This is a genomic window from Marinobacter alexandrii (genome assembly GCF_005871205.1).
In the GTDB taxonomy this organism is placed as follows: domain Bacteria; phylum Pseudomonadota; class Gammaproteobacteria; order Pseudomonadales; family Oleiphilaceae; genus Marinobacter; species Marinobacter alexandrii.
On the sequence record NZ_SWKM01000011.1, the window covers coordinates 1,349,250 to 1,375,026 of the forward strand.

A 25,777-nucleotide genomic window follows, 5' to 3' on the forward strand; every position below is an offset into this window, starting at 1 on the left:
CTCAGTTCAGCTCGAAGGTGGCGTTGACCGTGGCGGTGACCTCCCGGACGCCAACGCTAGTCACGGTGTCGGCGCGCCCCTTGGCTTCTGCCATCATCATGGGCATGGGTCGGAAACCGCCGTCCACGTTGATCGAAACCACCTCACCGCAGCTCTGTTGCAGCTGTTCGGCCACAAAGTCGCAGCGCGAACGGGCGTCGGCGATGGCATTGGCCAGCGCCCGGCGTTCGAGCCCTTCCTCATCGGAATGGAAAAACTGGTTGGGCCCCAGGTGGTAGGTCAAACCGATAGTCTGGGCCTGTTCGAGCAGGGGATTGAGCAGGGCAAGATCGTCGATCTGGAACGATACGGTCTGCGAAGCCACGGAACGGGTCCGGGGCTCTTCTTCGCGGTCTTTAGGTGGCAGGGTTCGGCTGTACAGGTTCACACTCGCGTCGGAATAGTCCTGAAGCTGGGCCTGATAATCGTTGATGGCTTGGCGCCACTGACTCATTAGCGTGGCGACCTGTTCGGTCGCCTGCTGCGGCAGCTCATGTTCAGCGCTGGCGGTAAACTGCAGCCGGGCGCTGTCGGGCTGATAGCGTACGCTGCCTTCTCCGGTCAGTGATACTTCACCGGCCAGGGCGAGTGCTGGCACAAACGCCAGCGGGGCGCAGAGCAGTCGTCGGCAAGTCTTTCGGTTCATCGATTATCCCTCCTGTGAACGCAATTCGAGCCCGGACTCTTCGGTTTCCGGTTCCAGGCGACTTAGCTTGAAGTCCAGGGCGGCCTGGACGAACTCCTGAAAAATACGACGATGGCCGCTGTGGTAGAGCAGGTATTCCGGGTGCCACTGCACACCCATCAGCCATTGGTCGTGGGTGTTTTCAATGGCCTGGACAAAGTGGTCGTTGTCGAGGGCAACCACGCGGAGGTTCCTGCCCAGGCGCTTGATCGCCTGGCTGTGGATGCGGTTGGCACCAATCACCGAGGACTGCATCAGACGCCCGAGCCGGCTGGCGTTGACCAGACGCACCGTCTGCATGGGTAATAGCAGTGGACGATGCCGAGTGTTTACCCGCAACGGGGTGACGTTCTGGCACAGAGAGCCACCGTGGAACACGTTAATGAACTGGGCGCCTCGACAAATGCCCAACACCGGGATACCGATGCGCTCGGCCTCTTCCAGCAGGCGTCGGTCGGTGGTGTCGCGCTGCTGGTCGTAGTGCGCGGTTACCTGGGGTTGCTGGCCATAGCGTTCCGGGTGCACGTGGGTACCGCCGGACAGAACCAGGCCGTCCAGCAGCAGTACGTTGGTGTTAGAGCCCGGGCGTATGTAGTGGGTGCGAGCCCCATGCATCCGCAAGCCAAGGCTGATCAGACGCTGCGCCGTTCCCTTTCGTGCCGGGCCACTGATGCCAATGGTGAGCCCTGGTATCTCCTTGTCCATTTCCTTGCGCTCAGACATAACCCCTGCTTTGCAACCACTCGGTGGTTGTATCCAGCCAGCTGTGAGTCAGGTTGTGCAGGTTGATCTTGCCACTTTCCCGGTAAAGCGCCCGGAGCTCGGCCAGATGTGAGGCGTTGCCAGCGATCTGCTCCAGGATCACCCAGTCATTCCAGACATTTGAGAAGTGCCATGATGGATTGTCGATGTCGCAGTCAGGCAGCCGGTAGTGCAGGGTAGGTCGGCTTTTGATCCGTGGATCGACCACATAGTCACTGAGCAACTCTTCGTCCAGGTGCGCGAACAGCGGCAGCAGATCGAGCGCTCGGTTCCGGGTCGGGTTGGACTCCAGGTAATCCCGCATCAATTGCGCCTGGTCCGGGTTGTAGTCGTCATCCATCAGCTGGTCGACGTACTTGCTGCTCCAGGGCTCAATGTAGGTGGTGAACTTGCGGCTGATATCCAGCTGGTGGCGGGATTTCAGCCAGTCATACAGCACCGCAAAGGCCTGGAAATACCGAACTAGCGTGGCCGGTTGCAGGTCTGGAAGTTCCGGGTTCAGCTGCAAGCCGAACGCGTAGTAGATGGCTTCCCGACTGCCCAGCGCACCCTCTTCACGCAACGTCTCCATCAGCGCTTCCACCCGGGTCACATGGGAAAACGGTACCGGTGGGCTGATAATCTCGAGTGGCACAATGCGCTCGGCCGCAGCGTCGATCACTTCCATAGCCTGGCCGCCCAGCTCGCGGATGGAGTCAGGAAGACGTTCATCAGCCAGATCCAGATCCTTAATCGGGTCGGAATCCAGTTCAATGGTGAAAGAGCCCAGATCTGTCTCTAACTTGGTGACATAACGGGAATCAAGCTTGGGTTTGGCGTCAAGGCAGCGTGCCACAAGCTGAACCAGCGCATCGTAACCGAGCCCGGACAATTCGATCTCAATCCCAACGCGGCGTTCGTCGCCACCCTCGGTGTACATAATGTCGGGCATTTTGCAGTCACTGGATTGAGTCATAGCACTCCCTGGCACAGTAGTTTTGGTGGAATCACCATACCACACTCACCATTACGTTAAGGTTGATGCGGGCGATAGAAAATACCGGGCTGGGCTTTACACTGGATAAAACACTGTATATAGTCATTTTACTGTATATAAAAACAGGGCTGGCAGAAGGCCGCCAGTTCCGGGATCCATGTGATGGACGTGCAATGGAGTAGCTCAATGAAGCTGACAGCAAGGCAATCTCAGGTGCTGGACATAATCCGGCGGTATCTGGACGAAACCGGTTATCCGCCAACCCGTGCGGAAATCGCCGCAGAGCTTGGGTTTCGCTCAGCTAACGCAGCCGAAGAGCATCTGCGTGCCCTGGCCCGCAAAGGGGCCATTGAGATGGTGCCGGGCGCCAGCCGCGGCATCCGGTTGCCGGAAGCCGAAGAAGATCTGGGTTTGCCGGTCATCGGTCAGGTGGCTGCAGGTAGCCCGATTCTTGCTCAGGAACATATTGAAGATCACGTCACGCTCCAGCCCGGCTTTTTCTCACCGTCAGCGGATTACCTGCTGCGGGTGCGGGGCATGAGCATGAAGGATATCGGTATCCTCGATGGCGATTTGCTGGCGGTCCACCGGACTCAGGACGTGCACAACGGCCAGGTGGTGGTCGCACGGGTGGGTGAAGAAGAAGTGACGGTCAAGCGCTTCCGGAAGGAAGGGTCGAAGGTCTACCTGATTGCCGAAAATGATGAGTTTGCGCCTATCGAGGTGGATCTCACCGAGCAGCAACTGTTTATTGAAGGGTTGGGAGTAGGTGTGATCCGTCGGTCGGATCTGCACTGATCCTATTGGATTGTTACAGAGAGTCGGAAAGCGGGTGAATCATGGAACAATTGAGCTTCAATCAGAATATGGCTTATCAGCACGGTGCCCTGTCTCGTGCGGTCCCGCCCTCTGCGGCCGCCGAGCGACGTTCTCTGATACGCGCCCGTCGCCGGACCGAGACAGCCGAACCTGTGGTGACTGGCAACGTTACCGAGATCATTCTGCCGGAAGGGCAGGTTGAAAACTTCCAGTTGCTGTTGCCGATGTTGACGCAACTGAACCAGGAGCGCCGTTGGCTGGCCTGGATCGATCCGCCGCAGGCGTTGGTGAGCAAGTGGCAGACCATGCATGGCATTATTGCCGGTGAGTTGCTGGTGCTGAGATCCACCGCTGACCACTCGGCGCAAGAATTGGCCGAGCGGGCACTGAGTGCCGGAACCTGTCACGCGGTAGTGATGTGGAGCCGAAAGCTAGCGAAGCCAGCATTTGAGGCCCTGCAAAGGGCGTCAGCGACGGGTAACAGTCATGGGGTGGTGCTTCGGCAGCGCTGAAGCCGCGCCGGCGCGTATTTTTCAGGAGTGGTAGTCGGCCTCGGGCATATGAGGCCGGCCAAATCAGCGTAGCAAAAGCTGAGTAGCTACGCCGGAGTGGGTATCTCAGTGCAGGGTGTACGAAGGTTGGGGCTCGGTCGCCTCAAGTTCATCGTCTTCCCAGTCAATGTCGTGAGCGACATTGCCAACAGCTTCAATGCCAGCGGCGATCATCGCCTTGGCCACGTTCATATCCCGATCTTCCATCATTTCCCGTGCTTCTTCGGAAAAAGAGATCTTTACAAGCGGCGCGCTATCGTCGTCTATGCGGCGCAGTGCGTAGTCGCCGTTGCTCAGTTGTACGATTTCAAAAAATGACGGTGACATTCGTTAAACCTTTCAATTAGTGAGACCTGGCGTGGGCGGTGGTTGGTTACCACTCGCTGTGCTGTTCTTCCAGGGCATCGGCAAAAATTTTCATGGCATCCAGGGTCTGGCGTAGCGCATCGATGGAACGGTCAGGCCCGGTTTCGGCTGACACCGCAATGATGTTTTCCGCAGACACCGATTTGCGGTTAATCGGTGGCCGACTCTGGGATGCTGCCAACTGATCAAGGTGATTCCACCAGTTGTTGGCCTGACCCGCCAGTTCCCTTAACCGCGAGACCTCGTTGGCCTCGTCTCCGATTAACGCTGCCAGCTCGTCCAACGTTGCCGGTTCTTCCGTGCGCTGCTGGTAGAGACGGGCAATCATCACCAGTAGAAGCCCGCGAGCCCGCAATAGCAGTTCAATGGAGCCCTGCTTCATCGCTTCGCGGCCAAGGGCGTGCGCAGCTTCGGAGTCAGATCGCTGGTCACCGGAAGCTGCCTGGCTCAACAGTACCCGAGCCAGCACCAATTTCTGCGACACCAGTGAATGCCATTGTGAGGCCATGCGTTACCTGCGATCCCGATGCGGTTGTTTCAACCCGTTTAGTCAGTCGGCCAGCATAACATTTATGGCTGAAAACTTCTTCCCCCCTTCGGTTTTCGGCTACTTCTGGCAGGTTGGTTTCACAAGAAAACACAATTGTTGACTTGAAACGGCCGTTTGAATTTGGCAAAAGAGGCCCCGGTTGCGGGTGGTGCAGGTAGGCAGCGCCCGTGCGGTCTTGATGGATAGGTTGCGGCAGCCATCGAATTGTCTGAATTTTGGAGGGAAAGGGATGCGGGAATCTATGGTCGCGGGTATTGCGGCAGTCTTGCTTGGGGCGGCTGCGCCGGCTCTTGGTAAAGTAGCTCCGGTTGAGGCCAAGATACTGGGCCAGGAGCTGACTCCAGTGGGCGCGGAACGGAGCGCCAACAGTGCGGGTACGATTCCGGCGTGGACGGGCGGGCTCAAAACCCCGCCCAATGGTTCGCGCAAGGGCGAGGTTGAGATCAACCCGTTTCCTGAAGATAAGCCACTGTTTGTGATCACCGCTGAGAATCTGCACCTGTACCGCGACAAGTTATCTGACGGCCATGTTCGGATGCTGGAGCAATACGGGTCGGATTTCTTCATGCCGGTGCACCAGACCCGGCGCAGCGCCGCCTTTCCCGAGCACGTGTACGAGAAGTCGCGGGAAAACGCGGTAAAGGCCGAGCTGCTGGACAACGGTAATGGCGTCCGCGACACCATCATGACCAGCCCGTTCCCGATTCCGGCCAATGGCCTGGAAGCGATTTGGAATCACATTCTTCGGTATCGCGGCACCGAAGTTGCCTTCCGCAGCGGGTCAGCGACACCCCAGAGAGACGGTTCCTACAATCCAGTGGTCAATGACTACGAGTATTTCTTTGGCTACAGCAAAAAAGGCGCTGAACTGCCAGAGATTGATAACAAGATCTTTTACCTGAAGACCGACACTATTTCCCCATCGTCCCTGGCGGGCACCATTACTCTGGTGCACGAGACACTCGATCAGATCCGCTCACCCCGACTGGCCTGGCGTTACGATGCCGGCTCCCGGCGCTTGCGGCGGTCGCCAAATTTGGCCTATGAGACTAACTTGCCGAACTCGTCGTCCCTGCGCTCGGTGGACCAGAAGGACATGTACAACGGTGCGCCTAATCAGTACGACTGGACTCTGAAGGGCAAGCGCGAGCTGTTTGTGCCCTACAACGCTTATAAGTTGCACGATAGTGGCGTTAAGCCTGACGACGTAATCCGGGCGCGGCATATTAATCAGAGCCTGACTCGCTATGAGTTGCACCGGGTCTGGGTGGTAGAGGCAAAGCGTCGTACCGGCATCGGCCACATCTATGACCGACGGGTCTTCTACCTCGACGAGGACAGTTGGCAGATCGTCGCGTCGGAGGAATACGACCAGGAAGGCAAATTGTGGCGGGTGTCCGAAGCCCACAATATTAGCTATTACAGTGAGCCGGTATTCTGGACTACCATGGAAATGACGTACGATTTGAACGCCGAACGTTATTACATTGATGGTTTGGATGACGGTTTTCCGGCATACGACTTCAATCCAGGGTTCCGCGGCGGTGATTTCACCGCGTCTGCCGCCCGTCGTGACGCGCGCCGCTGATCGCTCGATACCAAGAGCACCTGACAGGAGAAAGCACCATGGCCGATCCCCGGGAACACCTGGACCGTTTTGACCGACTGATGGCAGACCTTGGACGTGCGCTGAGCGCGCAGGATTGGGACCGGCTTGCAGAGCTGAACCGTCAGGTGCAGCCAGCGGCAGAGCCTTTGATGGTGGCGCTGGAGGCTCAGGAGTTGAGTGCGGGTGAAGTGCGGACCCGGCTGGAGGAGATGCAGCAGTTGGTCGAGGCAATGGATCAGGGCGCCGTTCGGGCCCGACAGGAAGCTCAGGACGCACTCAAAGGTGTAAACCAAAATCGCAATGCCGCGAAGATGTACCAAAACGTTTCATCGAACCGTCCAAAATAGCGTCATAAAATTGACTCTAAGACCTGTAGAGTCTTAAATAGCGCTCAAATCCATCAAGAGATTCTGGTGAATGTCCAAAAATAATAAGGTGCTCGTGCTGAGTGACGATGTTGCTAAACGCAGGGACATGGTCACAATTCTTGAGTTCATCGGCGAAGAGCAGGTTGTTGATGGGACGGATGCGTTCGAGCTTCTGAAATCTGCGGATGCCGACAGCCTTGATGACATTTCGGTAGCCATCATCGATGGTGAGGACGAAAGTGTTGTTGAAACCGTTGCCTCTATCTGTGGCTGCACCCAGGGTGTTCCACTTCTGCTGGTTGGCGATCCGACGCTCAAGGGATTGTCCACTGATGACTCAGCCCGAGTGATCGCGCGCATGGAATGGCCGCTGAATTACACCAAGTTTGTTGATTCGCTGTACCGGGCCCAAATCTATCGCGACCAATTCAGTCGCTCTCGGGAACGTGGTCAGCAGCGGGGGCTGCAGCTGTTTCGGAGCCTGGTTGGCACTTCCCGTAAGGTCCACCAGGTGCGCCAACTGATGGAGCAGGTGGCCGATAAGGACGTCAGTGTGCTGATCACCGGCGAGTCCGGTACCGGCAAGGAAGTGGTCGCCCGCAATCTGCATTATCATTCCGCACGTCGTGACAAGCCCTTTGTGCCGGTGAACTGTGGCGCTATTCCGGCGGAATTGCTGGAGAGCGAGCTGTTTGGCCATGAAAAAGGCGCATTCACGGGCGCCATCACGGCACGGGTGGGCCGTTTCGAGATGGCCGAGGGTGGCACGCTGTTTCTGGATGAAATCGGGGATATGCCGTTGAGCATGCAGGTCAAGATCCTGCGCGTGCTCCAGGAGCGGACCTTTGAGCGGGTGGGCAGCAACCGAACCTTGTCTGCAGATGTTCGGATCATTGCCGCAACCCACAAACACCTCGAAGACATGATCGAGTCCGGCGATTTCCGGGAAGATCTGTACTACCGCCTGAACGTTTTCCCCATCGAAATGCCGGCCCTGCGTGAGCGGGTGGAAGACATACCGCTGCTGATCAACGAGCTGATTGCTCGGATGGAAAAGGAAAAGCGTGGGTCGCTACGGATGAATTCAGCGGCGATCATGAGTCTGTGTCGCCACAATTGGCCGGGCAATGTTCGGGAACTGGCGAACCTGGTCGAGCGGCTGGCCATTATGCACCCCTATGGGGTGATTGGCGTCCAGGAGCTGCCGAAAAAGTTTCGGTACGTGGACGACTACGACGAGAATCGGCCGGTTGAAGATACCGGTATGCCCTCGGCGATACCGGGCCTGGTTGGCCTGGACGCGCCAGCGCTGTTGCCAGTCAATGGCATTGATCTGAAGGATTATCTGTCGAATCTGGAAAAGCAGCTCATCCAGCAGGCACTGGATGAAGCCGGCGGTGTTGTGGCTCGGGCAGCCGAGAAGCTCAGGATTCGGCGAACCACGCTGGTGGAGAAAGTTCGAAAGTACGGGCTCAGAGAAGAAGAGCCGGAAGAATCCTGAGCCCGGGTTAGGGTATTTTCTGGCGACAGTAAGCCCGGCCTCCCTTCGGTATAACGGCGTCAAAGGTTTGTAACCGATGGCGCCGTTCGCGTTTCTGGCCGACGTAAAACCGTCGCGACCTGTCTTTTGAATTTTCTTTCTTGCTGATAATTAACGAAAAAACCGAGTTGGCACGGTGCTGGCTTATACCCCCTGCAAACGAATAATCCGAATGGTGCGGCCTAGGGGTTGGGCCGGTCAGGGGGCGAAGGTATGAGTCAGGCACATTTTGTTATCCAGTCCGAGGCACAGAAGGCCGGGGCGAATGCGGCGGCAGACGTCAACGACAAGGTTACGGCCCTGTTCCCGGAGCAGGACGACGAGGCGGTGGATTCGGCGCTGGAGCTGTTTAACCGCATGTCCCGACAGATTACCGATTCCTACCGCACCCTCGAATCCCGGGTCAATCAGCTATCCGGTGAGCTGTCCCAGGAAACCATGCAGCGCCAGCAGGAGCTGGAAGAAAAAGAGCAGCTTGCTGACCGCCTGTCGACTCTGCTGAAGGCCCTGCCAGCGGGGGTGGTGGTACTGGACAGTCAGGGTGTAGTGACCCAGACCAACCCGGCGGCCATTTCGCTGTTGGGAGAACCCCTGGACGGCGAGCGCTGGGTGGATGTTATCCGTCGGTGTTTCGCGCCGCGTCGGGACGACGGCCACGAAGTCTCCCTGAAAGACGGTCGCCGGGTGAGCATTGAAATCCGGACCATGGAAAACCAACCCGGTCAGCTAATCCTGCTGACGGACCTGACGGAAACCCGCCAGCTTCAGTCGCAGCTTTCTCACGCCCAGCGTCTGTCTGCCATGGGCAAGATGGTGGCGTCTCTGGCGCACCAGATCCGCACCCCGCTGTCGGCAGCCATTCTGTATGGCGGCCATCTGAGCCAGGAAGATCTTGATGAAGAGATGCGCCAGCGCTGCGCGTCCCGTTTGATGTCCCGTCTGACGCACCTGGAGCAGCAGGTGCGCGATATGCTGATTTTTGCTCGCGGCGAGACCCGTCTGGCGGAGGAGTTGTCCGCTGAGACATTGGTATCGGCGCTGGACTCTGCGTTAGAGGGACTGAAGCTCAATGCCGGAGCCACGGTATCGATTGTGGACGAGGTGTCAGACGATTGCGGGCTGATGTGTAACCGCGATGCGCTCGTCGGAGCCTGCACCAACCTGGTCAATAACAGCCTGGAAGCTGGCGCCACCACGGTTGCCGTGCAGGTGGTGGCCGAGGGCAGTGAACTGGTTATCCGGGTGGTCGACAACGGCCCGGGTTTCCCGTCTTCGGAGGCCGGGCGTTTGCTTGAAGCGTTCTACACGACCAAGTCCCACGGTACCGGACTCGGCTTGGCGGTTGTCCAGGCCGTGGTGAAGGCCCACCAGGGCCAGTTCCATATTGAAGCGCTGTCGCAGGGTGGCGCGGTCGCCACCCTGCGCCTGCCGCTACTGAAGAATAACTATTAATCGGAGGCAACCATGGCCAAGGCCCAGATTCTGATCGTTGAGGATGACCATGACCTGCGCGAGGCATTGGTAACCACATTGGAGCTGTCCAAGTTCCGGGTGCGCGAGGCAGCCAATGCCCAGGAGGCGCTGGCCCGCCTGGCAGAAGCACCGGTGGACATGGTGGTCAGCGACGTCAACATGCCGGGGTTGTCTGGCCATGAACTGCTTGCCGAAGTGCAGCGGTTGTACCCGGGCCTGCCGATGATGCTGATTACCGCCTACGGTCAGATCAGTCACGCGGTCTCCGCCATGCAGGCTGGTGCCATCGATTATCTGGTCAAGCCCTTCGAGTCCCAGGTGCTGGTGCAGGCGGTGAGCAGGATCGTGGGCGGCGTGCGTCAGAAATCCTCGGATGCCCCGGTCGCTGAAGACCCGATCAGCAAACGCATGTTCCAGTTGGCAACCAAGGTGGCCGGCAGCGATTCGACGGTAATGATTTCCGGTGAAAGTGGTACCGGCAAGGAAGTGCTGGCCCGTTTTATTCACCAGCAGTCTCCCCGGGCCGATCAGCCGTTTGTCGCCATCAATTGCGCGGCCATCCCCGAGAATATGCTGGAAGCGATCCTGTTCGGCCATGAAAAAGGCGCATTTACGGGCGCGGTAGCGGCCTCGCCGGGTAAGTTCGAACAGGCCAATGGCGGTACTATTCTGCTGGATGAAATCTCTGAAATGGATCTGGGGCTGCAATCCAAGTTGCTGCGGGTTCTGCAGGAGCGAGAGGTTGAGCGTGTCGGTGGTCGCAAGACCATCGCCCTGGATGTTCGGGTGGTTGCGACCACCAACCGAGATCTCGGGGATTACGTTCGCGAAGGCAAATTCCGGGAAGATCTTTACTACCGGTTGACCGTGTTTCCCATGCACTGGCAGCCACTGCGCGAACGGCCGTTGGACATCATGCCGCTGGCCACGTCGCTGCTGAAAAAACACTGCAGCAAGATGAAGCTGACGGGCATAACCTTCGGCGCCGATGCCAAAAACGCGCTGATGAGTCATGCTTGGCCCGGCAACGTGCGGGAACTGGACAATGCCATTCAACGGGCACTGGTTCTGCAGCAGGGCAATGTCATCCATACCGGTGACCTGTGCCTGGAACTTGGCATCACTGGCCGGCCCGCCGCGCCAGCACCGGTTGCAGCTAGGCCAGCGTCTGATGATGGTTTTGCCCAGCCCGGCGCACCGGAGGACTATCTGCGCACTCAACCGGCGGAAGATGATCTGCCGGCATTTGGTGGCGATGAGCCTTCGGCGGCCAGCTCCCTCGGCAGTGATCTCCGTCAGCAGGAGTTCCGTATCATTATCCAGACGCTCAAACAGGAGCGTGGGCGTCGAAATCGCGCAGCGGAGCAGCTCGGCATCAGTCCGCGGACCCTTCGTTACAAACTTGCCCAGATGCGCGATGCAGGTATCGATCTCGATACCGAATTGGCTATGGCCTGACCTCTGTTAAGACTCCTTCGTTGGGCACTCACTTGAGTGCCCTTTTTTTATGGCTCTTGAAACCGCTCTCCATGCGTCTCCTGCGGGCGCCCCAACGCTGTCAAAACTCCGTCGCACGCTGATTCCTGCTCTCCAAATATCTCATTAACTTTATGATATGTATCGTTAAAGTTTAGTTGGCCCGGTGATTGCTTTTAAAGCGTCAATAGAATTCCATGAGTCACTCCGCCATGGCTAGCGGCGGAATTGGGAGAGAGTTATGGTCCAGCGTGCCGACATCAACAGCGTCCTGTCAGACATTCGCTCACTGCGTTCCCAGATGATGCAGAACCAGCAAATTCAGCAGGATCAGTCGGTGCGAGGTCGAATTGACGGCCCGCGCCAGGTTCAGGAAACACAGGAAACATCGAGCTTCAGCGACATGCTGGGGAAGGCGGTGAATAATGTGAACGACCTGCAGCAGACCACCGGCGAACTCCGCACCGCCTATGACATGGGCGATCCCAACGTGGACATCACCAAGGTGATGATTGCAGCCCAGAAATCCTCTGTCTCCTTCGAAGCCCTGACCCAGGTCCGTAACCGGGTGGTTCGCGCTTACGAAGACATCATGAACATGCCGATCTGATAACGGAGCAGAGCAATGGCCAGCGTTCCTGCACAAACCACGTCTTCCAATGTTCCGGCATCCCAGGCATCCGATGGCCCTGAGAGCAGCAGCGATATGTTCCTGGGCTTTAATCGCCTGAACCTTATGCGTCAGATCGGTCTGATGGTTGGCCTGGCCGCCAGTGTGGCGCTGGGCGTTGCCGTGGTGTTGTGGGCGCAGGAGCCAAATTACCAGCCGGTAGTGGGTGATCTGTCTTCGTACAATCCCCAGGATGTCACCACCATCCTCGACAGCAACGGTATAGATTACAAGATGGACCCCAGGAGCGGCGCGCTGCTGGTTCCCTCCGATCAGGTCTACAGTGCACGCCTGAAACTGGCCGCCGAAGGCGTCACGGATCAGAAAACCATGGGCTACGAGCTGCTGGACCAGGACCGTGGTCTGGGCACCTCGCAGTTCATGGAAACAGTCAGTTACCGGCGCGGCCTGGAGGGTGAACTCGCCCGCACCATTGGCGCCATGCGCGGCGTTCGTAGCGCCCGGGTCCACCTGGCCATTCCCGAGCGCTCGGTGTTTGTCCGGGATGCCCGCGAGCCATCTGCCTCTGTATTCCTGGAGGTGTTTGCCGGTCGTCGGCCTGAGCAGGAGCAGATCAACGCGGTGGTGAACCTGGTCGCCGGCAGCATCCCGATGATGAAGAAAGGCAACGTCACGGTCGTGGACCAGAATGGCAGCCTGCTCACGGGCCAGGAAGCTGGCGGCGAAACTGACCGCATGCAGGATCAGTACGAGTACACCTCGAAGGTTGAAGAACGACTGAGCCGGCGAGTGACATCGCTGATTTCACCCATCGTGGGTGAAGGCCGCTACCGGGCCGAGGTCTCGGCGGATCTGGATTTCTCCTCCGTAGAGCAGGCGGAAGAGTTGTTTAATCCTGAGCAGCAGGCGATCCGAAGCGAGCGGGAAATGACCGAGCAGCGGGTTGCCGGTGCCGGACCGTTGGGCATTCCGGGTGCGCTGTCCAATCAGCCGCCGGCCGATGCCACCGTGCCTGAGCAGGCCGCCGCTGGCGACGGCGAGGAGGGCGCGCCCGGCAAACCCATGGATGTTCGACGCGAAGCAACGCGCAACTACGAAATGGACCGTACCGTCAGCTACGTGCGCCAGGAGTTGGGTCGTATCAAGCGAGTGACGGTAGCGCTGGCGGTGGACGACATGAAAATGGTGGATCCGCAAACCGGTGAAGTCAGCTTTCAGCCTTGGCCGGAGCAGGAGCTACAGCGTCTGAGTATGCTGGTGCGGGATGCGGTCGGCTATTCAGCGGCCCGTGGTGATAGTGTCACGGTGATGAACACCGCTTTTGCGCCGGAAGAATCCATTGAATTCGAAGCACCGGGATTCTGGGAGCAGCCCTGGTTTTGGGACCTGATGAAGCAGGTGCTGGCCGGCCTGGTAATTCTGGTCCTGGTGCTGGGGCTGTTGCGCCCGACCCTGAAGAGTCTGTCTGGCAGTGGCCAACGTGAACGGGGTGGATCCGACGGCGATCGCGGTTACGGCGATCTCGACAGCATCGAAGGTGGTCATGAATTACGCCAGGCCATGTCGGGCCAGGACGATCTGCTTTTGCCCGGCGCCACTGACAGCTATGATAGGCAACTGAATTCTCTGAAAGGCCTGATAGCAGAAGACCCGGCCCGGGTTGCCCAGGTCATGCGCCAGTGGGTGAACGTTGATGACTGATCAAGATAACCAGCCAGGAGCCGGCGCGCCCCAGAAACCGCAGCGCAAAATCTCGCGGGTCGAGCAGGCCGCTATCCTGCTGATGTCCCTGGGTGAAGCCGATGCAGCGCAGGTGTTGAAGCACATGGGCCCGAAAGAGGTTCAGCGTGTGGGCGTGGCCATGGCCCAGATGAAGGATGTCAGTAAGGATGACGTCAGTTTCGTGCTGAACCAGTTCGTCGATGCTGTGGGCGGTCAGACCGGTCTCGGCGTGGGCAACGACGACTATATCCGCGCCATGCTGACCCAGGCCCTGGGCGACGACAAGGCTGCCAGCCTGATCGACCGCATCCTGATCGGGGGTAACACCACCGGTCTGGACACCCTCAAGTGGATGGAACCCCGTGCCGTGGGTGACATCATTCGTTACGAACATCCCCAGATTCAGGCCATCGTTATTTCCTATCTGGACCCGGACCAGGCCGCTGAAATTCTCGCCACCCTGGACGACAAGGTCCGGCTGGATGTGATGATGCGCGTGGCCTCCCTGGAAAGCATCCAGCCCCAGGCCCTGCAGGAGCTGAACGACATTCTGGAGAAGCAGTTCTCCGGTGGTTCAGCCGCTCAGACCAGCCGGATTGGTGGTATCAAGCGTGCGGCCGATATCATGAACTTCATGGATCGCAGCATCGAGGGCAACCTGATGGATTCCATCAAGGATATGGATCCTGACCTGGCCTCGACCATCGAGGACCTGATGTTTGTCTTCGACAACCTAAAAGATATTGACGATCGCGGCATCCAGGCGCTGCTGCGAGAAGTATCTTCGGAAGTGTTGGTAGTGGCCCTCAAAGGCGCCGACGATGCGGTCCAGGACAAGATCTTCAAGAACATGTCCAAGCGCGCTGCCGAGCTGCTGCAGGATGACCTCGAGGCCAAGGGCCCGGTTAAGGTCAGCGAGGTTGAGGCAGCACAGAAAGACATTATCACCGTGGCCCGCCGGATGGCCGAAGCGGGTGAAATCTCACTCGGCGGTGCTGGCGAAGAAATGATGTGATGAAAGATTCCTCAAAGGGTCTTAACCGCATACCCAAGGAGCAGCTGACCGCGTACGAGCGCTGGGAGCTGCCGTTGCTGGATGCCCGTGGCAATGAAGTTGCCCGGGAAGAGGAGCGGGACGTCAAACCTTTGACTGCCGCCGATCTCGAGGAGATCCGCAAGGCGGCCCGCGAGGACGGTTACAACGAAGGCCGGGAAGCGGGCTATCAGGCCGGATTGGCCGAGGGTCGGGCCGAGGGGCACGAGGAAGGCCTGCAGACCGGTGTTGCCGAAGGCCGGGAACAGGGCGAAAAGCAGGGCTACGAAGAGACTCGGAAGGACATCGATACCAAGCTCGACCGCCTTGAACATCTGATGGGCGAATTGCTGCTGCCAATCCGCCGTCATGAAGATGAGGTGGAAAGCGCGCTGGTGAATCTCACCACGGTTCTGGCGCGGGCGGTGGTGTTCCGGGAACTGTCCCTGGATTCGTCCCAGATTCAGAGTGTGGTCCGGCGGGCTCTGTCAGCCTTGCCGTCGACTGCTGAAAACCTGCGCATTCATATCCATCCCGACGACGAAACCTTTGTGCGTGAAGTGACTGCACGACTGGATTCGTCCGCCGCCATTATCGCGGATGACACCATACTGCCCGGTGGCTGCACCGTTCAAACCCGCCACAGCCTGGTGGATTTCACCGTAGAAAAGCGTTTTCAACGCGCGGTTCAGAGCATGCTGGCCCAGCAGGCCGCTGAGGGCGAGTCTGGTGAAGTGGAAGAGCTGGATGCCCTGATGGGCGATCTCACCGATTTCCAACGGGACGTGCTAAGTACTCCTGAGCCGCAAGACCCACCCCCGCAGGATGGATCGGACGAAGACAAGGATGCGGGCGATGACCTCACGTCTGGCTGACCGTCTTAACAAATTCCAGGATTTTCTTGGCAACGAACCGACCCCGGAGCTGTCTGGCCGGCTTACCCGCATGGTGGGACTGACCCTGGAATGCGTTGGTTGCCCCATGGTCGTAGGCGATCGGTGTGTTATCGAGAGCCAGGGTGCCAGCACCATTGAAGCGGAAGTAGTGGGCTTCGAGGACGACCGGGTTTACCTGATGCCACTCACCGCCATTGATGGTCTCAAGCCCGGCGCCAGGGTGGTGCCGGTGTCGGCCGCCAGTCGTGTTCCGGTTGGGCCGCAGATGCTCGGGCGTGTGGTAGACGGCAGTGGCGAGCCCCTTGACGGCAAGGGGCCGCTGCAGGCCGAAGCCCGGGTGGCACTGACCGGCGATATCATCAACCCCCTGAATCGTGCGCCGGTACGGCAGTCCATGGATGTGGGAATTCGTGCCATTAACTCTCTCCTGACCGTAGGGCAGGGCCAACGCCTGGGTCTGTTTGCCGGCAGTGGTGTAGGTAAGAGTATGCTGCTGGGCATGATGACCCGGTTCACCGATGCCGATATTACCGTGGTTGGCCTGATCGGTGAGCGGGGCCGGGAGGTCAAGGAGTTCATCGAGGATATCCTGGGTGACGAAGGCCTGTCCCGATCCGTGGTGGTGGCGTCTCCCGCCGACGATTCCCCACTCATGCGCCTGCGTGCGGCCATGCTGACCACACGAATTGCCGAGTATTACCGTGATCAGGGCAAGCGGGTGTTGCTGTTGATGGATTCACTTACCCGTTACGCCCAGGCCCAGCGTGAAATCGCCCTGGCGGTCGGCGAACCACCGGCAACCAAGGGATATCCGCCCTCTGTCTTCGCAAAATTACCCCAACTGGTGGAGCGCACCGGTAACGGCCGGCCCGGCGGTGGCTCGATCACCGCGTTCTACACCGTGCTGACCGAGGGTGACGACCAGCAGGACCCCATTGCCGATGCCGCCCGGGCGATCCTGGATGGTCACATTGTGTTGTCGCGCCGCCTGGCGGAAGAGGGCCATTATCCGGCCATTGATGTCGAAGCCTCCATCAGCCGGGTTATGCCCCAGGTCACCGAAACCGAACACTTTGCCCGCGCCCAACGGTTCAAACAGGTTTATTCACGCTATCAGCAGGCCCGGGATCTAATCAGTGTGGGCGCCTACGTGAAGGGCTCGGATCCGGAAACGGATTTTGCCATCGCCCACATTGCCAATATGCGCCAGTTCCTGCAGCAAGGACTGAATGAGAGTGCTCCCCTGAAGGACAGCATTGAGCAGTTGTTGGCGGTGGTGCCAGAGCGCCGGTCACCGGACCGGATCAAGTCGGCGGCGGTGAATACCCAGCCCGGCGGTTCCGGGGCTAGAGGCTGATGCTTCGTTCCCGCCGCCTGGAAGTCGTGTTGTCCCTGGAAGAGCGCAAGGAGCAGGAGGCGCTTGAGCGCATGGGTGACGCCCGCAAGCTCGTGGAGCAGCAGCGGGAACAGGTCAATAACCTGAATCAGTACCAGCAGGAATACCGGGATCAGATTCGCAATAGCCAGCAGGGTGTCGTTGACGTGCGCCGCCTGCAGTCCTGGCAGGCCTTCATCGCCCAGCTTGATCAGGTCATTGTCCAGCAGCAGAAACAGCTCGACCAGACCGAGAAAGTCTTCGATGCCCGTCGGGCCGAGTGGCAACAAGCCTACGAGCGCAAGCGGGGCATGGAGAAGTACATTGAGACCTGTCGCCAGCAGGAGCAGCGCGAGCAGGACCTGCGTGAGCAGAAGCTGGCTGACGAAGCTGCCGGCCGCGCCTTCGGCCCTCGGCGCCGATAAAAAGCAGAACAGCGCCGAGTTCTGGCCAGTGCAATTTAGTCGTGTTGGGCTATCCTTACCCCAAGAAGATTCGCCCGTAGATGGTAGATGGGTGGTCCATGCAGCAAAGAATACCTTCGGAGGTTTGGGAATGCCGATTCAGACACGTCGTGGTGAAGACAGCCAGACTCTGATCATTAGTATTGTGGGGCGGTTTGACTTCAGCACCCATCAGGCCTTCCGTGATGCCTACGAGCACGGTGATGAAAGCATTCGCTACTACATCGTTGACTTGTCGGATACCACCTATTTGGACAGTTCCGCGCTTGGTATGTTGCTCCTGCTCCGGGATTACGCCGGCGGCGACGGCGCACAGATTTCCATCGAAAACTGCAACAACGACGTCCGTCGGATCCTGTCCATCTCCAATTTCGAGCAGTTGTTCGCCATCCGCTGATTCACGCGCGCTGCCCGGAGTCCAATGTGGAAGAGTCCGTTGCGGAACCCAAATCGCTCACCATTCTGATCGCCGATGACAGCGACACCGACCGTCTGATTCTGGCGGTGCTGGTACGTCGACTGGGGCATAGGGTTTTCGAGGCGAAGAATGGCCAGGAAGCGGTTCAGCTGTTCCAGCACTGCGAACCGGATATCGTGCTGCTGGACGCCCTGATGCCGGTAATGGACGGCATGGAGGCGGCCCGGCAGATCAAGATCCTGGCGGGTGAGCGGATGGTACCGCTGATCTTCCTGACCTCGCTGTCGGAGGCTGAGGAGCTGGCCAAGTGTCTGGATGCCGGTGGCGATGATTTCCTGACCAAACCCTACAACCGGGTCATCCTTGAGGCCAAGATCAATGCCTTCAATCGCATGCGGTTGATGCACCAGGCCTTGTCCAGTCAGCGGGATCTGATCCGGGAACGTAACGAGCAATTGGTGACGGAGCAGGAGATAGCCAAACGGGTCTTCGACAATGTGGCCCACACCGGTTGCCTGGACGCCTTCAATATTCGTCATCACGCCTCACCGTTAGCCCTGTTCAACGGCGATGTCCTGTTTGCGGCGCCGTTTCCGGCTGGAGGCATGCTAGTCTTCATCGGCGACTTCACTGGTCATGGTCTGCCAGCAGCCATCGGTGCCATGCCATTGGCGGAGATTTTCTACGGCATGGTCAGCAAAGGTTTCAAGGGCGCCGACGTGCTGCGGGAGTTTAATCAGAAGCTCAAGAAGATCCTGCCGCCGGGCATGTTCTGCTGCGGTGGAATGATCGAGACGGAGTTCAAACATAACCAACTGCAGGTCTGGAATGGTGGCCTGCCCGATGGCTGGCTGGTGCGTACCAGCGGGGAACTGGAGGTCGTACCCTCCCGGCATTTGCCGCTCGGCATTCTGCCTTCCGATCAGTTCGATGACGGCATGGATACCTTGGCAACCGAGCCGGGCGACCGCTTGTTAATGCTGACCGACGGCTTCCTGGAGTCACGCAACGCCGAGGGCCAGTTGTTCGGCGACTCGGGCATTCGGCGGGCGCTGGAGTCACGGGCGGGAACTCAGCATCCATTCGATGCCGTGATGGAAGCCGTGGGTCATTTTTCAGCGAGCGCCGCCGACACTGACGACCTGACCATGTGCAGTGTCGAAATGGTCGACGAGGTAGGGATCTCAACCATTCACGACCGCATTGAGCCGTCGCCACTGCCCGGCCCCATGGAATGGCATTGCGAGTATGAAATTCGCGAGCGCACACTCGGGGACTTCAGTCCCTTGCCGTTGCTGTTGCACATCTGCATGGAAGTTCCGGGTTTGAGGCGCAAGAGCGGCGAAATCTACACCTTGCTGGCGGAGCTCTACAGCAATGCGCTGGAGCATGGTGTGCTGGAACTACCGTCGCACTGGAAGCAGTCAGCCGACGGCTTCGACCAATATTACGAAGAGCGTCGTCGCCGGCTGAGTCGGGTGGAAGGCCACTTTATCCGATTCAGTCTCAGCCACTCTATGACACCCTCGGGGGGCAGGTTGCGCATTGTCTGTGAGGACAGTGGCTCGGGCTTCGATTTCCACAATCATCCGATCCTGGAGTCGGAGCTGAGACCAGGAAGAGCCGGCCGATACGCCGGTCGCGGCCTTTTATTGTTGAAGCGGCTCGCCGAATCCGTCACGTTCCATCAGCAGGGTAACCAGGTTGAGATTATATTTGATTGGGAAGTCGCCGGTACCTCATCGAATCCGGCGTCATCACACCGGCAGTGACCGGTATACGAACAGGGGGTAGGTATGACTGAACAACCGCACCTTGACGGAGAGGCACTGGCTGAGCTTCAGGATGTCATGGAAGACGAATTTGATGTGCTGATGCGCACGTTTCTGTACGACTCCCGTGAACGTATCGCTAGCCTCAAGCAGGCTGTTAGCGAGCAGGACGCCGAGGCCCTGGCCCACGCCGCCCACAGTTTTAAAGGTAGCTGCATCAACATTGGCGCGCCTTTATTGGGAGAGTTGTGTCGAACTGCCGAAAATGCGGGCAAAGAACAGCGATTGGAGAAAGTGCCTGCCATTATTGACGCCATCGAGAAGGAGTTTCGCAATGTGGCTGATCTGCTCGAAAAGCTGATGGTTCGCTAGTCATCGAATGATTGACTGGCATCGCTTTTGCAAAGCTTTTGCAAAACAGTAGGGACGCAGCCCGCAAGCCAGCTCAAGCTGGCAAGTTTTGGGCGTCCCAGAGACGAAAGCGGCAAGAGGTTGCCATGCCCCAGATGGTTCTTCCCCAGACTCCCGCCCCAGGGATGAAAACTGACGTTAACACCGTAAAGTCCGGTTCCACCAAGGCGCCGGACGGCGAGAGCCGTTACGAGTCGGTGTCCCGCGCGGAACAAAAGCGCCTGGACCGGCAAGAATTTGATCGGCGAGCGGAGCAGGCTGCAAACGATGGCCGCAAGGTCGACAACGATCAGTCTGCGCAGCAGGCCGAAAAGAACGTGGCGGCTGATAGCGAAAAAGCCGAAACCGGCACTGATAGTAGTATTCCGGACGAAACCAGCACCGGCTCTGCGGGTGGGGTTGAAGTCAGCGAAAAGTCCGGTAAGGCTGCGGGCGAGTCCCTCAAGGGCCTGGAAGAAACAGTTATTCCCCCCACGTTTGCCGAACTCCAGGCCCTGCTGACCCCAGCGGCCGGCGTGGCCGTCAGCGGCAAGGCCGCTGGAGTAAGTGGCACCACGGAGCCGCTGCCCACACTGATGCCGGTCGCCGGCAGGTTGAACACAGGTTCGGGTGGCAAACCGGGACAGGCCGGGCAGGCGGTCCAGAGCACCCCGGGACTGACCGCCGGACTGCAACTGACAGAGGCGCTGGCAACCACCGTTGGCTCCGAAACCAGTCGGCCTACTGATCCTGCCAGCCTGATTGCCTCTGGCCGATTCCAGTCCAGTCTGGAAGTAGCTGGCCAGCAGGTCGCGAATGCTGCCACGGCCAAGGTTCCTGCTGAGGCTGCCGTGCCACTGAGAAGCTACGCCACGTCCATCGACACCCCGGTTGGCCAGGCCGACTGGGGCGACAAGCTGGTGGGCAAGCTCAGTTGGTTGACCGCCAGAAATATGTCGGTGGCGGAAATCCATCTGACACCGGCGGACATGGGGCCGATGGAGGTGAAAGTTCGGGTGCAGAACGAGCAGGCCAACATCACCGTGCACTCAGCCAACCCGATTGTCCGGGATCAATTGGAGCAGCAGTCCCATCGACTCCGTGACATGTTGGGAGAGCAGGGCCTGAACCTGGCCCGGTTCGATGTCTCCGATTCGCCCCAACAGCACAGTGGTGAACAGACCTCTGGCGAGGAACAGGCCAGTGGCAACGGTGGCAACTCAGGCGATTCCCTGTTGGCTGACGCCGAAGAGGCCGACATTCAAACCGGTAATCTGGACCTGAGCTGGAAAGGCGAGGTCGACGTCTTCGCCTGATGGCGAAGGAGTCGTTCTCCGCCCTGACCTGTAAGTGATTCCTTCTTTTAAGAATTCTCTTCAATCTGTTTTGCCCATCTTCCCGCGCAACGCTAAACTGCTGTTCCTAACGGCAGGAGTGGGTTTTCTGGCCCACCCTTTGCATCGAATTCATAAAAGTCGCGGAAAAACCCTCCGTCTGACGGATTTCTGGCAAAGCAAAGACTATGGCTGAAAATAACGAACCTGCAGCGGAACCGGCCCCAAAAGGCAAACTGAAAATGATCGTCATGCTGGTGATCATTGTTGTGCTGGCCATCGCGCTTTCGATCGTGGGCACGCTCTGGTTTCTCGGCGGCAGTCTTCCTGGCATGGCCAGCGACGAGGGTGAAGCCACCGAAGAAACGGTGGAAGAGACCTTCGTGCCCAGCACCTACGTGAAGTTAAACAAAGCCGTGGTGACTACGGTGCAGGCCAGTGATGGGCGCCAGCGGTACGCTCAGGTTTACCTGGCCCTCGAGGCGACTGACCCACAGGCCTTGGCGGCGGCAGAATTGCACATGCCGCTGATCCGGAGTCAGCTGGTGACGGTTCTGGGTAGCAGTAAGTTTGAGGATTTGCAGACGCCGGAAGGGCGTCAGGGCCTGGCTGAGCGGATGTCGACATCGGTCAACCAGGTACTGGAACAGGAAGGCGAGCCCGCCATCAAGCGGGTATTGTTCAGAAATTTTGTGGTGCAATAGGACCCCAAGCGGGTAAGGCATTTCAGGGGCAGGACTACGTATGCAGGACTTGTTGTCACAGGATGAAATCGATGCCCTCCTCCATGGTGTGGACGATGGGGATATCGATACCTATGAAGAGACCGACGATACCGGCGTAAAGTCCTATGACCTTGCCAGCCAGGATCGTATCGTCCGTGGCCGGATGCCGACCCTGGAGATGATCAACGAGCGTTTTGCGCGTTACACCCGGATCAGCCTGTTCAATCTCATGCGTCGTAACGCCGATGTCTCTACCGGTGGCGTGCAGATCATGAAGTTTGGTGAGTACATCCATACCCTGTATGTCCCCACCAGCCTTAATCTGTGCAAGGTTCGCCCGTTGCGTGGCGCGGGGCTGTTCGTACTGGATGCCAAGCTGGTGTTCAAGCTGGTCGATAACTTCTTTGGTGGTGAAGGTCGGCACGCCAAGATCGAAGGCCGGGAATTCACCCCGACCGAAACCCGAATTGTGCAGATGGTGCTCGACCAGGTCTTCACCGACATGAAAGAGGCTTGGCAGGCCGTTCTGAAAGTGGATTTTGAGTACCTCAGTTCAGAAGTGAATCCGGCCATGGCCAACATCGTCAGCCCCAGTGAAGTGGTGGTGGTCAGCACTTTCCACATTGAACTGGACGGTGGCGGTGGTGAGCTGCATTTCGCGCTGCCGTATTCCATGATCGAACCCATTCGCGACGTGCTGGATGCCGGTGTGCAGAGTGACATCGACGACGTGGACGAGCGTTGGGTTAACGCTCTGCAGGAAGACATCCAGGACGTGAACGTGCCGGTGAACACCACCGTGTGCCGGCGCCGGATTTCTCTGCGCGACATTGCCAAGATGAAGGCGGGCGACATTATCCCGGTAGAGATTCCCGAACATCTGACGGTGACCGCAAACGGTATTCCGGTTTACAAGGCCACTATGGGCACGCGTGACGGCAAGCTGGCCCTTCGAATTCAAGAGAGGGCATCGCTGCCCAAGGTCAAGAAACAACTGAAGGTGGGACGCAATGGCTGACGACAGCAAAGACGAACAGCAGCTCAGCGAAGACGAAAAGCTGGCCGCCGAGTGGGAAGCGGCCATGGAAGAGTCGGGTGACGACGGCGATTCTGCTGAGGATGAGTGGGCGGCGGCCATGGCCGAGGCGGGCGAGACCGAGAAAGACAATGATGTTCAGGCCGCGCCCATGGAAGAGTTCGATCATGTGAACGAGCCGTCCCAGGGCACCGGGCCGGCCCCGGACATGGACGTAATTCTGGACATTCCGGTGACCATCTCCATGGAAGTCGGTAACACCCAGATTCCGATCCGCAACCTGCTGCAACTCAACCAGGGTTCGGTGATCGAACTGGACCGGCTGGCGGGCGAACCGCTGGATGTGTTGGTGAACGGTACCCTGATTGCCCACGGTGAAGTGGTCATGGTGAATGAAAAATTCGGTATTCGCCTGACCGACGTCATCAGTCCGGGCGAGCGCATCAAACGGTTGCAGAAATAACATGTGGTCGAAGCTGGTCGGTCTGATCGCGTTCACGCTGGCAAATCCAGTGTGGGCGGAAGAGGCAGGGAAAACGGCCCAGGAACTACCGGCCCGCGCCCCGGATACCATGGGTACCCTGGTCAGCCTGGGCCTAGGTCTGATTGCCGTGATTGCGCTCATCTACGGCTGCGCCTGGATTATCCGGCGCATGAACGGCATGACCGGAATGAACAACAACGCCATCAAGGTGGTTTCGGTCATGGCCTTGGGCGCCCGCGAGCGCCTGGCGCTGATTGAAGTGGGTGGCCAGCAGATCCTGTTGGGCATCACGCCCTCTGCTATCCGCACACTCCATGTGTTCGATGAGCCGGTGGTCGATGCCAGCAATCCACCCTCCGGAGAATTTTCCCGCCGGCTCCAGGGCATGATTGGTAAATCCTGGACTTCGCCCGCAAGGAAAGACTGACCTCATGCCTGCTTTGCTTCTCAAACGGTTTATCCCGGTATTGGTGTTTTTGCTCGGCGTTGTCTGGGCACCGCTGTCCATGGCCCAGGAGTCTGGCGGCATTCCCGGCATTCCGGCCTTTACCGTGGAACCTGGTGAAGGCGAGGGCGTTCAGGAGTACTCGGTGACCCTGCAGATACTGGCGCTGATGACGGCGCTGACCTTTCTGCCGGCGATGCTGATGATGATGACCTCGTTCACCCGGATCATCGTGGTGTTCGCCATTCTTCGCCAGGCCCTTGGCCTCCAGGCGACACCCTCTAGCCAGATTCTGCTCGGGCTGGCGCTGTTTCTCAGTATCTTCATCATGAAGCCGGTTTTGGAAGAGGCCAACCGCGTTGGTTTGCAACCCTACCTGCAGGAGGAGGTGACTTCCCTGGAGGCGGTCGAACTGGCCAGCGTTCCGTTTAAAAAGTTCATGCTGGAGCAGACCCGGGAAAGTGATCTGGCGCTGTTCATGCGGATGGCCGATGAGCAGTACCAGACCCCCGACGACGTGTCCTTCTGGGTGCTGATGCCGGCCTTCGTCACCAGTGAGCTGAAGACCGCATTCCAGATCGGCTTTATCCTGTTTATCCCGTTCCTGATCATCGACATGGTGGTCGCCAGTGTCCTGATGGCCATGGGTATGATGATGCTGTCACCGATCATCATCTCACTGCCGTTCAAGATCATGCTGTTTGTACTGGTGGATGGCTGGGCCCTGATCATGGGCACGCTAGCCGCCAGTTACGGAATATAGGGGGCGCAATGACTCCGGAAACTGTCATCGATATTCTTCGTGAGGCGCTGTGGATGATCGTGCTGTTGGCGTCGGTCATTATCGTGCCGGGCTTGCTCATCGGTCTGGTGGTCAGTACCTTCCAGGCCGCGACTCAGATCAACGAACAGACCCTCAGTTTTCTGCCGCGGCTGTTGGTAACCCTGATCGTCATTATTGTTGCCGGGCCCTGGATGCTGACCAAGTTGCTGGACCATGCCAACCGGCTGATCTCCAGCATTCCCTACCTGATTGGCTAACGGATGATACCAGCGGAATTCAGTGCGGATCTGCTGGGGCAGTGGGTAGGCCAGCACCTGTGGCCGCTGTTCCGGCTGGCCAGTTTCCTGATGGTGATTCCCATCTTCGGCACCCAACTCGTGCCGGCCCGGGTTCGTCTGGGTCTGGCGCTGTTGATGACCATACTGATTGTTCCGCTGATTCCGCCGGTCCCCCAAGTTGAAGCGCTCAGTGCTGATGCCGTGGTGATCACATTGCAGCAGATTCTGATAGGTGTCGGCCTGGGCTTTGCCTTAACGGCACTGTGGCAGTTATTTGTTGTTGCCGGCCAGATGATCGCCATGCAGATGGGCCTTGGTTTTGCGTCCATGGTGGACCCGGCCAACGGCGTCAACGTTCCTGTGCTGTCGCAGATTTACACCATCACCATCACGCTACTGTTCCTGGCGATGAATGGGCACCTGGCCGTTTTCGAAGTATTCATTGAAAGTTTCCGGACCTTGCCCATCGGCCTGGAAGGCCTGGGACAGGGCGGGTTGTGGGATTTGGCTCATCGCATCAGCTGGATGTTCGCCTCCGCCATGCTGCTGGCGCTGCCTGCGGTTACCGCCGTGCTCATCGTCAGCATCTCCTTCGGCGTGATGACCCGCGCCGCGCCCCAGATGAACATCTTTGCCCTGGGTTTCCCGATTGGCCTGATTTTTGGATTATTTTCCATATGGGTACTGCACGCCAACTTTCTGCCGCACTTCGATCAGTACACGCGGGAGACGTTTGAATTCATGAGGCAGTTGCAGGGGCAGCCGTAAACGCCTGT

At 58.5% G+C, this 25,777-nt stretch carries 29 protein-coding genes; 24 read left to right on the top strand and 5 right to left on the bottom strand.

All coding sequences use genetic code 11. From position 1 onward, the window contains the following. Position 1 precedes the first annotated feature (1 nt). Genes FCS96_RS06620 through FCS96_RS06630 form a run of 3 tightly spaced genes read right to left on the bottom strand, consistent with a single transcriptional unit; the run spans position 2 to position 2,441 of the window. The gene (locus FCS96_RS06620) at positions 2-685 is read right to left on the bottom strand and encodes an SIMPL domain-containing protein (protein WP_138439410.1); all 684 of its coding nucleotides are present in this window, start codon (positions 683-685) and stop codon (positions 2-4) included. A 3-nt stretch (positions 686-688) separates the two neighbouring features. Beyond that, positions 689-1,447, bottom strand: coding sequence for a gamma-glutamyl-gamma-aminobutyrate hydrolase family protein (locus FCS96_RS06625; protein WP_138439412.1), 759 nt, complete (start codon positions 1,445-1,447; stop codon positions 689-691). Beyond that, positions 1,440-2,441, bottom strand: a complete 1,002-nt coding sequence (locus tag FCS96_RS06630; protein ID WP_138439413.1) for an amidoligase family protein — start codon at positions 2,439-2,441, stop codon at positions 1,440-1,442. The genes FCS96_RS06625 and FCS96_RS06630 overlap by 8 nt, the downstream gene beginning before the upstream one ends. A 207-nt stretch (positions 2,442-2,648) precedes the next feature. On the opposite strand from FCS96_RS06630, the gene lexA reads away from it, so the two are divergent. Beyond that, the gene (lexA, locus tag FCS96_RS06635; RefSeq protein ID WP_138439415.1) at positions 2,649-3,260 is read left to right on the top strand and encodes a transcriptional repressor LexA; all 612 of its coding nucleotides are present in this window, start codon (positions 2,649-2,651) and stop codon (positions 3,258-3,260) included. A gap of 41 nt (positions 3,261-3,301) precedes the next feature. Next, positions 3,302-3,793, top strand: coding sequence for a cell division inhibitor SulA (locus FCS96_RS06640; protein WP_138439416.1), 492 nt, complete (start codon positions 3,302-3,304; stop codon positions 3,791-3,793). 105 nt (positions 3,794-3,898) lie between these two features. Here FCS96_RS06640 and FCS96_RS06645 read toward each other — a convergent pair whose 3' ends face one another. Both FCS96_RS06645 and FCS96_RS06650 read right to left on the bottom strand, forming a co-directional pair. Continuing rightward, the gene (locus FCS96_RS06645) at positions 3,899-4,159 is read right to left on the bottom strand and encodes a hypothetical protein (RefSeq protein ID WP_138439417.1); all 261 of its coding nucleotides are present in this window, start codon (positions 4,157-4,159) and stop codon (positions 3,899-3,901) included. Positions 4,160-4,205: 46 nt separating this feature from the next. Beyond that, positions 4,206-4,706: a DUF6586 family protein gene (locus FCS96_RS06650; protein ID WP_138439419.1), complete on the bottom strand. Its 501-nt coding sequence runs from the start codon at positions 4,704-4,706 to the stop codon at positions 4,206-4,208. Between the two features lie 271 nt (positions 4,707-4,977). Between FCS96_RS06650 and FCS96_RS06655 the strand changes: the two genes are divergently transcribed. The 22 genes from FCS96_RS06655 to fliR all read left to right on the top strand — a co-directional run bounded on the left by FCS96_RS06655 (position 4,978) and on the right by fliR (position 25,769). Beyond that, positions 4,978-6,336, top strand: a complete 1,359-nt coding sequence (locus FCS96_RS06655) for a DUF1329 domain-containing protein (protein ID WP_138439421.1) — start codon at positions 4,978-4,980, stop codon at positions 6,334-6,336. A gap of 38 nt (positions 6,337-6,374) precedes the next feature. After that, a complete protein-coding gene (locus tag FCS96_RS06660) occupies positions 6,375-6,704 on the top strand; it encodes an SOS cell division inhibitor (RefSeq protein ID WP_138439423.1) in 330 nt (109 codons plus the stop codon). 70 nt (positions 6,705-6,774) lie between these two features. Beyond that, positions 6,775-8,226, top strand: coding sequence for a sigma-54 dependent transcriptional regulator (locus FCS96_RS06665; RefSeq protein WP_138439425.1), 1,452 nt, complete (start codon positions 6,775-6,777; stop codon positions 8,224-8,226). Positions 8,227-8,478: 252 nt separating this feature from the next. Next, on the top strand, positions 8,479-9,717 hold the full coding sequence (locus FCS96_RS06670) for a sensor histidine kinase (protein ID WP_138439426.1): 1,239 nt from the start codon (positions 8,479-8,481) through the stop codon (positions 9,715-9,717). Positions 9,718-9,729: 12 nt separating this feature from the next. Further along, positions 9,730-11,196, top strand: a complete 1,467-nt coding sequence (locus FCS96_RS06675) for a sigma-54-dependent transcriptional regulator (RefSeq protein ID WP_138439428.1) — start codon at positions 9,730-9,732, stop codon at positions 11,194-11,196. Positions 11,197-11,455: 259 nt separating this feature from the next. Beyond that, a complete protein-coding gene (fliE, locus tag FCS96_RS06680) occupies positions 11,456-11,824 on the top strand; it encodes a flagellar hook-basal body complex protein FliE (RefSeq protein WP_138439430.1) in 369 nt (122 codons plus the stop codon). 15 nt (positions 11,825-11,839) lie between these two features. Beyond that, positions 11,840-13,546: a flagellar basal-body MS-ring/collar protein FliF gene (gene fliF, locus FCS96_RS06685; RefSeq protein ID WP_138439432.1), complete on the top strand. Its 1,707-nt coding sequence runs from the start codon at positions 11,840-11,842 to the stop codon at positions 13,544-13,546. Further along, entirely contained in the window at positions 13,539-14,582 is a 1,044-nt protein-coding gene (gene fliG / locus FCS96_RS06690; protein ID WP_138439434.1) for a flagellar motor switch protein FliG, read from the top strand. Before fliF ends, fliG begins: the two co-directional genes overlap by 8 nt. Further along, positions 14,582-15,475, top strand: coding sequence for a flagellar assembly protein FliH (locus FCS96_RS06695; protein ID WP_138439436.1), 894 nt, complete (start codon positions 14,582-14,584; stop codon positions 15,473-15,475). The genes fliG and FCS96_RS06695 overlap by 1 nt, the downstream gene beginning before the upstream one ends. After that, entirely contained in the window at positions 15,447-16,853 is a 1,407-nt protein-coding gene (fliI, locus tag FCS96_RS06700; protein WP_407658070.1) for a flagellar protein export ATPase FliI, read from the top strand. Before FCS96_RS06695 ends, fliI begins: the two co-directional genes overlap by 29 nt. Beyond that, a complete protein-coding gene (fliJ, locus tag FCS96_RS06705) occupies positions 16,853-17,296 on the top strand; it encodes a flagellar export protein FliJ (RefSeq protein WP_138439439.1) in 444 nt (147 codons plus the stop codon). Before fliI ends, fliJ begins: the two co-directional genes overlap by 1 nt. Positions 17,297-17,426: 130 nt before the next feature. Beyond that, a complete protein-coding gene (locus FCS96_RS06710; RefSeq protein WP_138439440.1) occupies positions 17,427-17,732 on the top strand; it encodes an STAS domain-containing protein in 306 nt (101 codons plus the stop codon). A 26-nt stretch (positions 17,733-17,758) separates the two neighbouring features. Next, positions 17,759-19,525, top strand: a complete 1,767-nt coding sequence (locus tag FCS96_RS06715) for a PP2C family protein-serine/threonine phosphatase (RefSeq protein WP_138439441.1) — start codon at positions 17,759-17,761, stop codon at positions 19,523-19,525. Between the two features lie 24 nt (positions 19,526-19,549). Beyond that, positions 19,550-19,897: an Hpt domain-containing protein gene (locus FCS96_RS06720; protein ID WP_138439443.1), complete on the top strand. Its 348-nt coding sequence runs from the start codon at positions 19,550-19,552 to the stop codon at positions 19,895-19,897. 125 nt (positions 19,898-20,022) lie between these two features. Next, positions 20,023-21,231 (top strand): flagellar hook-length control protein FliK, encoded by a 1,209-nt coding sequence (locus FCS96_RS06725; RefSeq protein ID WP_138439445.1) that lies wholly within the window; start codon positions 20,023-20,025, stop codon positions 21,229-21,231. A gap of 206 nt (positions 21,232-21,437) precedes the next feature. Next, positions 21,438-21,953 carry a flagellar basal body-associated FliL family protein gene (locus FCS96_RS06730; RefSeq protein WP_138439447.1) on the top strand — a complete coding sequence of 172 codons (516 nt, stop codon included), beginning with the start codon at positions 21,438-21,440 and terminating at the stop codon, positions 21,951-21,953. 40 nt (positions 21,954-21,993) lie between these two features. Beyond that, complete coding sequence (fliM, locus tag FCS96_RS06735; protein WP_138439448.1) at positions 21,994-22,992, top strand: flagellar motor switch protein FliM; 999 nt, start codon at positions 21,994-21,996, stop codon at positions 22,990-22,992. Continuing rightward, positions 22,985-23,473 (top strand): flagellar motor switch protein FliN, encoded by a 489-nt coding sequence (gene fliN / locus FCS96_RS06740; RefSeq protein WP_138439450.1) that lies wholly within the window; start codon positions 22,985-22,987, stop codon positions 23,471-23,473. Before fliM ends, fliN begins: the two co-directional genes overlap by 8 nt. Position 23,474: 1 nt before the next feature. Then, positions 23,475-23,921 carry a flagellar biosynthetic protein FliO gene (gene fliO / locus FCS96_RS06745; RefSeq protein ID WP_138439452.1) on the top strand — a complete coding sequence of 149 codons (447 nt, stop codon included), beginning with the start codon at positions 23,475-23,477 and terminating at the stop codon, positions 23,919-23,921. A gap of 4 nt (positions 23,922-23,925) precedes the next feature. Then, positions 23,926-24,702: a flagellar type III secretion system pore protein FliP gene (fliP, locus tag FCS96_RS06750; protein WP_138439454.1), complete on the top strand. Its 777-nt coding sequence runs from the start codon at positions 23,926-23,928 to the stop codon at positions 24,700-24,702. A gap of 8 nt (positions 24,703-24,710) precedes the next feature. Then, positions 24,711-24,980 carry a flagellar biosynthesis protein FliQ gene (gene fliQ / locus FCS96_RS06755; protein ID WP_041341354.1) on the top strand — a complete coding sequence of 90 codons (270 nt, stop codon included), beginning with the start codon at positions 24,711-24,713 and terminating at the stop codon, positions 24,978-24,980. Positions 24,981-24,983: 3 nt separating this feature from the next. Further along, positions 24,984-25,769, top strand: coding sequence for a flagellar biosynthetic protein FliR (fliR, locus tag FCS96_RS06760; protein ID WP_138439455.1), 786 nt, complete (start codon positions 24,984-24,986; stop codon positions 25,767-25,769). The last annotated feature ends 8 nt before the right edge of the window (positions 25,770-25,777 follow it).

Bases quoted from the DNA above. Each gene is read 5' to 3' on its own strand.
- FCS96_RS06620 (WP_138439410.1), bottom strand. From the start codon at position 685: ATGAACCGAAAGACTTGCCGACGACTGCTCTGCGCCCCGCTGGCGTTT.
- FCS96_RS06625 (WP_138439412.1), bottom strand. From the start codon at position 1,447: ATGTCTGAGCGCAAGGAAATGGACAAGGAGATACCAGGGCTCACCATT.
- FCS96_RS06630 (WP_138439413.1), bottom strand. From the start codon at position 2,441: ATGACTCAATCCAGTGACTGCAAAATGCCCGACATTATGTACACCGAG.
- lexA (WP_138439415.1), top strand. From the start codon at position 2,649: ATGAAGCTGACAGCAAGGCAATCTCAGGTGCTGGACATAATCCGGCGG.
- FCS96_RS06640 (WP_138439416.1), top strand. From the start codon at position 3,302: ATGGAACAATTGAGCTTCAATCAGAATATGGCTTATCAGCACGGTGCC.
- FCS96_RS06645 (WP_138439417.1), bottom strand. From the start codon at position 4,159: ATGTCACCGTCATTTTTTGAAATCGTACAACTGAGCAACGGCGACTAC.
- FCS96_RS06650 (WP_138439419.1), bottom strand. From the start codon at position 4,706: ATGGCCTCACAATGGCATTCACTGGTGTCGCAGAAATTGGTGCTGGCT.
- FCS96_RS06655 (WP_138439421.1), top strand. From the start codon at position 4,978: ATGCGGGAATCTATGGTCGCGGGTATTGCGGCAGTCTTGCTTGGGGCG.
- FCS96_RS06660 (WP_138439423.1), top strand. From the start codon at position 6,375: ATGGCCGATCCCCGGGAACACCTGGACCGTTTTGACCGACTGATGGCA.
- FCS96_RS06665 (WP_138439425.1), top strand. From the start codon at position 6,775: ATGTCCAAAAATAATAAGGTGCTCGTGCTGAGTGACGATGTTGCTAAA.
- FCS96_RS06670 (WP_138439426.1), top strand. From the start codon at position 8,479: ATGAGTCAGGCACATTTTGTTATCCAGTCCGAGGCACAGAAGGCCGGG.
- FCS96_RS06675 (WP_138439428.1), top strand. From the start codon at position 9,730: ATGGCCAAGGCCCAGATTCTGATCGTTGAGGATGACCATGACCTGCGC.
- fliE (WP_138439430.1), top strand. From the start codon at position 11,456: ATGGTCCAGCGTGCCGACATCAACAGCGTCCTGTCAGACATTCGCTCA.
- fliF (WP_138439432.1), top strand. From the start codon at position 11,840: ATGGCCAGCGTTCCTGCACAAACCACGTCTTCCAATGTTCCGGCATCC.
- fliG (WP_138439434.1), top strand. From the start codon at position 13,539: ATGACTGATCAAGATAACCAGCCAGGAGCCGGCGCGCCCCAGAAACCG.
- FCS96_RS06695 (WP_138439436.1), top strand. From the start codon at position 14,582: ATGAAAGATTCCTCAAAGGGTCTTAACCGCATACCCAAGGAGCAGCTG.
- fliI (WP_407658070.1), top strand. From the start codon at position 15,447: ATGCGGGCGATGACCTCACGTCTGGCTGACCGTCTTAACAAATTCCAG.
- fliJ (WP_138439439.1), top strand. From the start codon at position 16,853: ATGCTTCGTTCCCGCCGCCTGGAAGTCGTGTTGTCCCTGGAAGAGCGC.
- FCS96_RS06710 (WP_138439440.1), top strand. From the start codon at position 17,427: ATGCCGATTCAGACACGTCGTGGTGAAGACAGCCAGACTCTGATCATT.
- FCS96_RS06720 (WP_138439443.1), top strand. From the start codon at position 19,550: ATGACTGAACAACCGCACCTTGACGGAGAGGCACTGGCTGAGCTTCAG.
- FCS96_RS06725 (WP_138439445.1), top strand. From the start codon at position 20,023: ATGCCCCAGATGGTTCTTCCCCAGACTCCCGCCCCAGGGATGAAAACT.
- FCS96_RS06730 (WP_138439447.1), top strand. From the start codon at position 21,438: ATGGCTGAAAATAACGAACCTGCAGCGGAACCGGCCCCAAAAGGCAAA.
- fliM (WP_138439448.1), top strand. From the start codon at position 21,994: ATGCAGGACTTGTTGTCACAGGATGAAATCGATGCCCTCCTCCATGGT.
- fliN (WP_138439450.1), top strand. From the start codon at position 22,985: ATGGCTGACGACAGCAAAGACGAACAGCAGCTCAGCGAAGACGAAAAG.
- fliO (WP_138439452.1), top strand. From the start codon at position 23,475: ATGTGGTCGAAGCTGGTCGGTCTGATCGCGTTCACGCTGGCAAATCCA.
- fliP (WP_138439454.1), top strand. From the start codon at position 23,926: ATGCCTGCTTTGCTTCTCAAACGGTTTATCCCGGTATTGGTGTTTTTG.
- fliQ (WP_041341354.1), top strand. From the start codon at position 24,711: ATGACTCCGGAAACTGTCATCGATATTCTTCGTGAGGCGCTGTGGATG.
- fliR (WP_138439455.1), top strand. From the start codon at position 24,984: ATGATACCAGCGGAATTCAGTGCGGATCTGCTGGGGCAGTGGGTAGGC.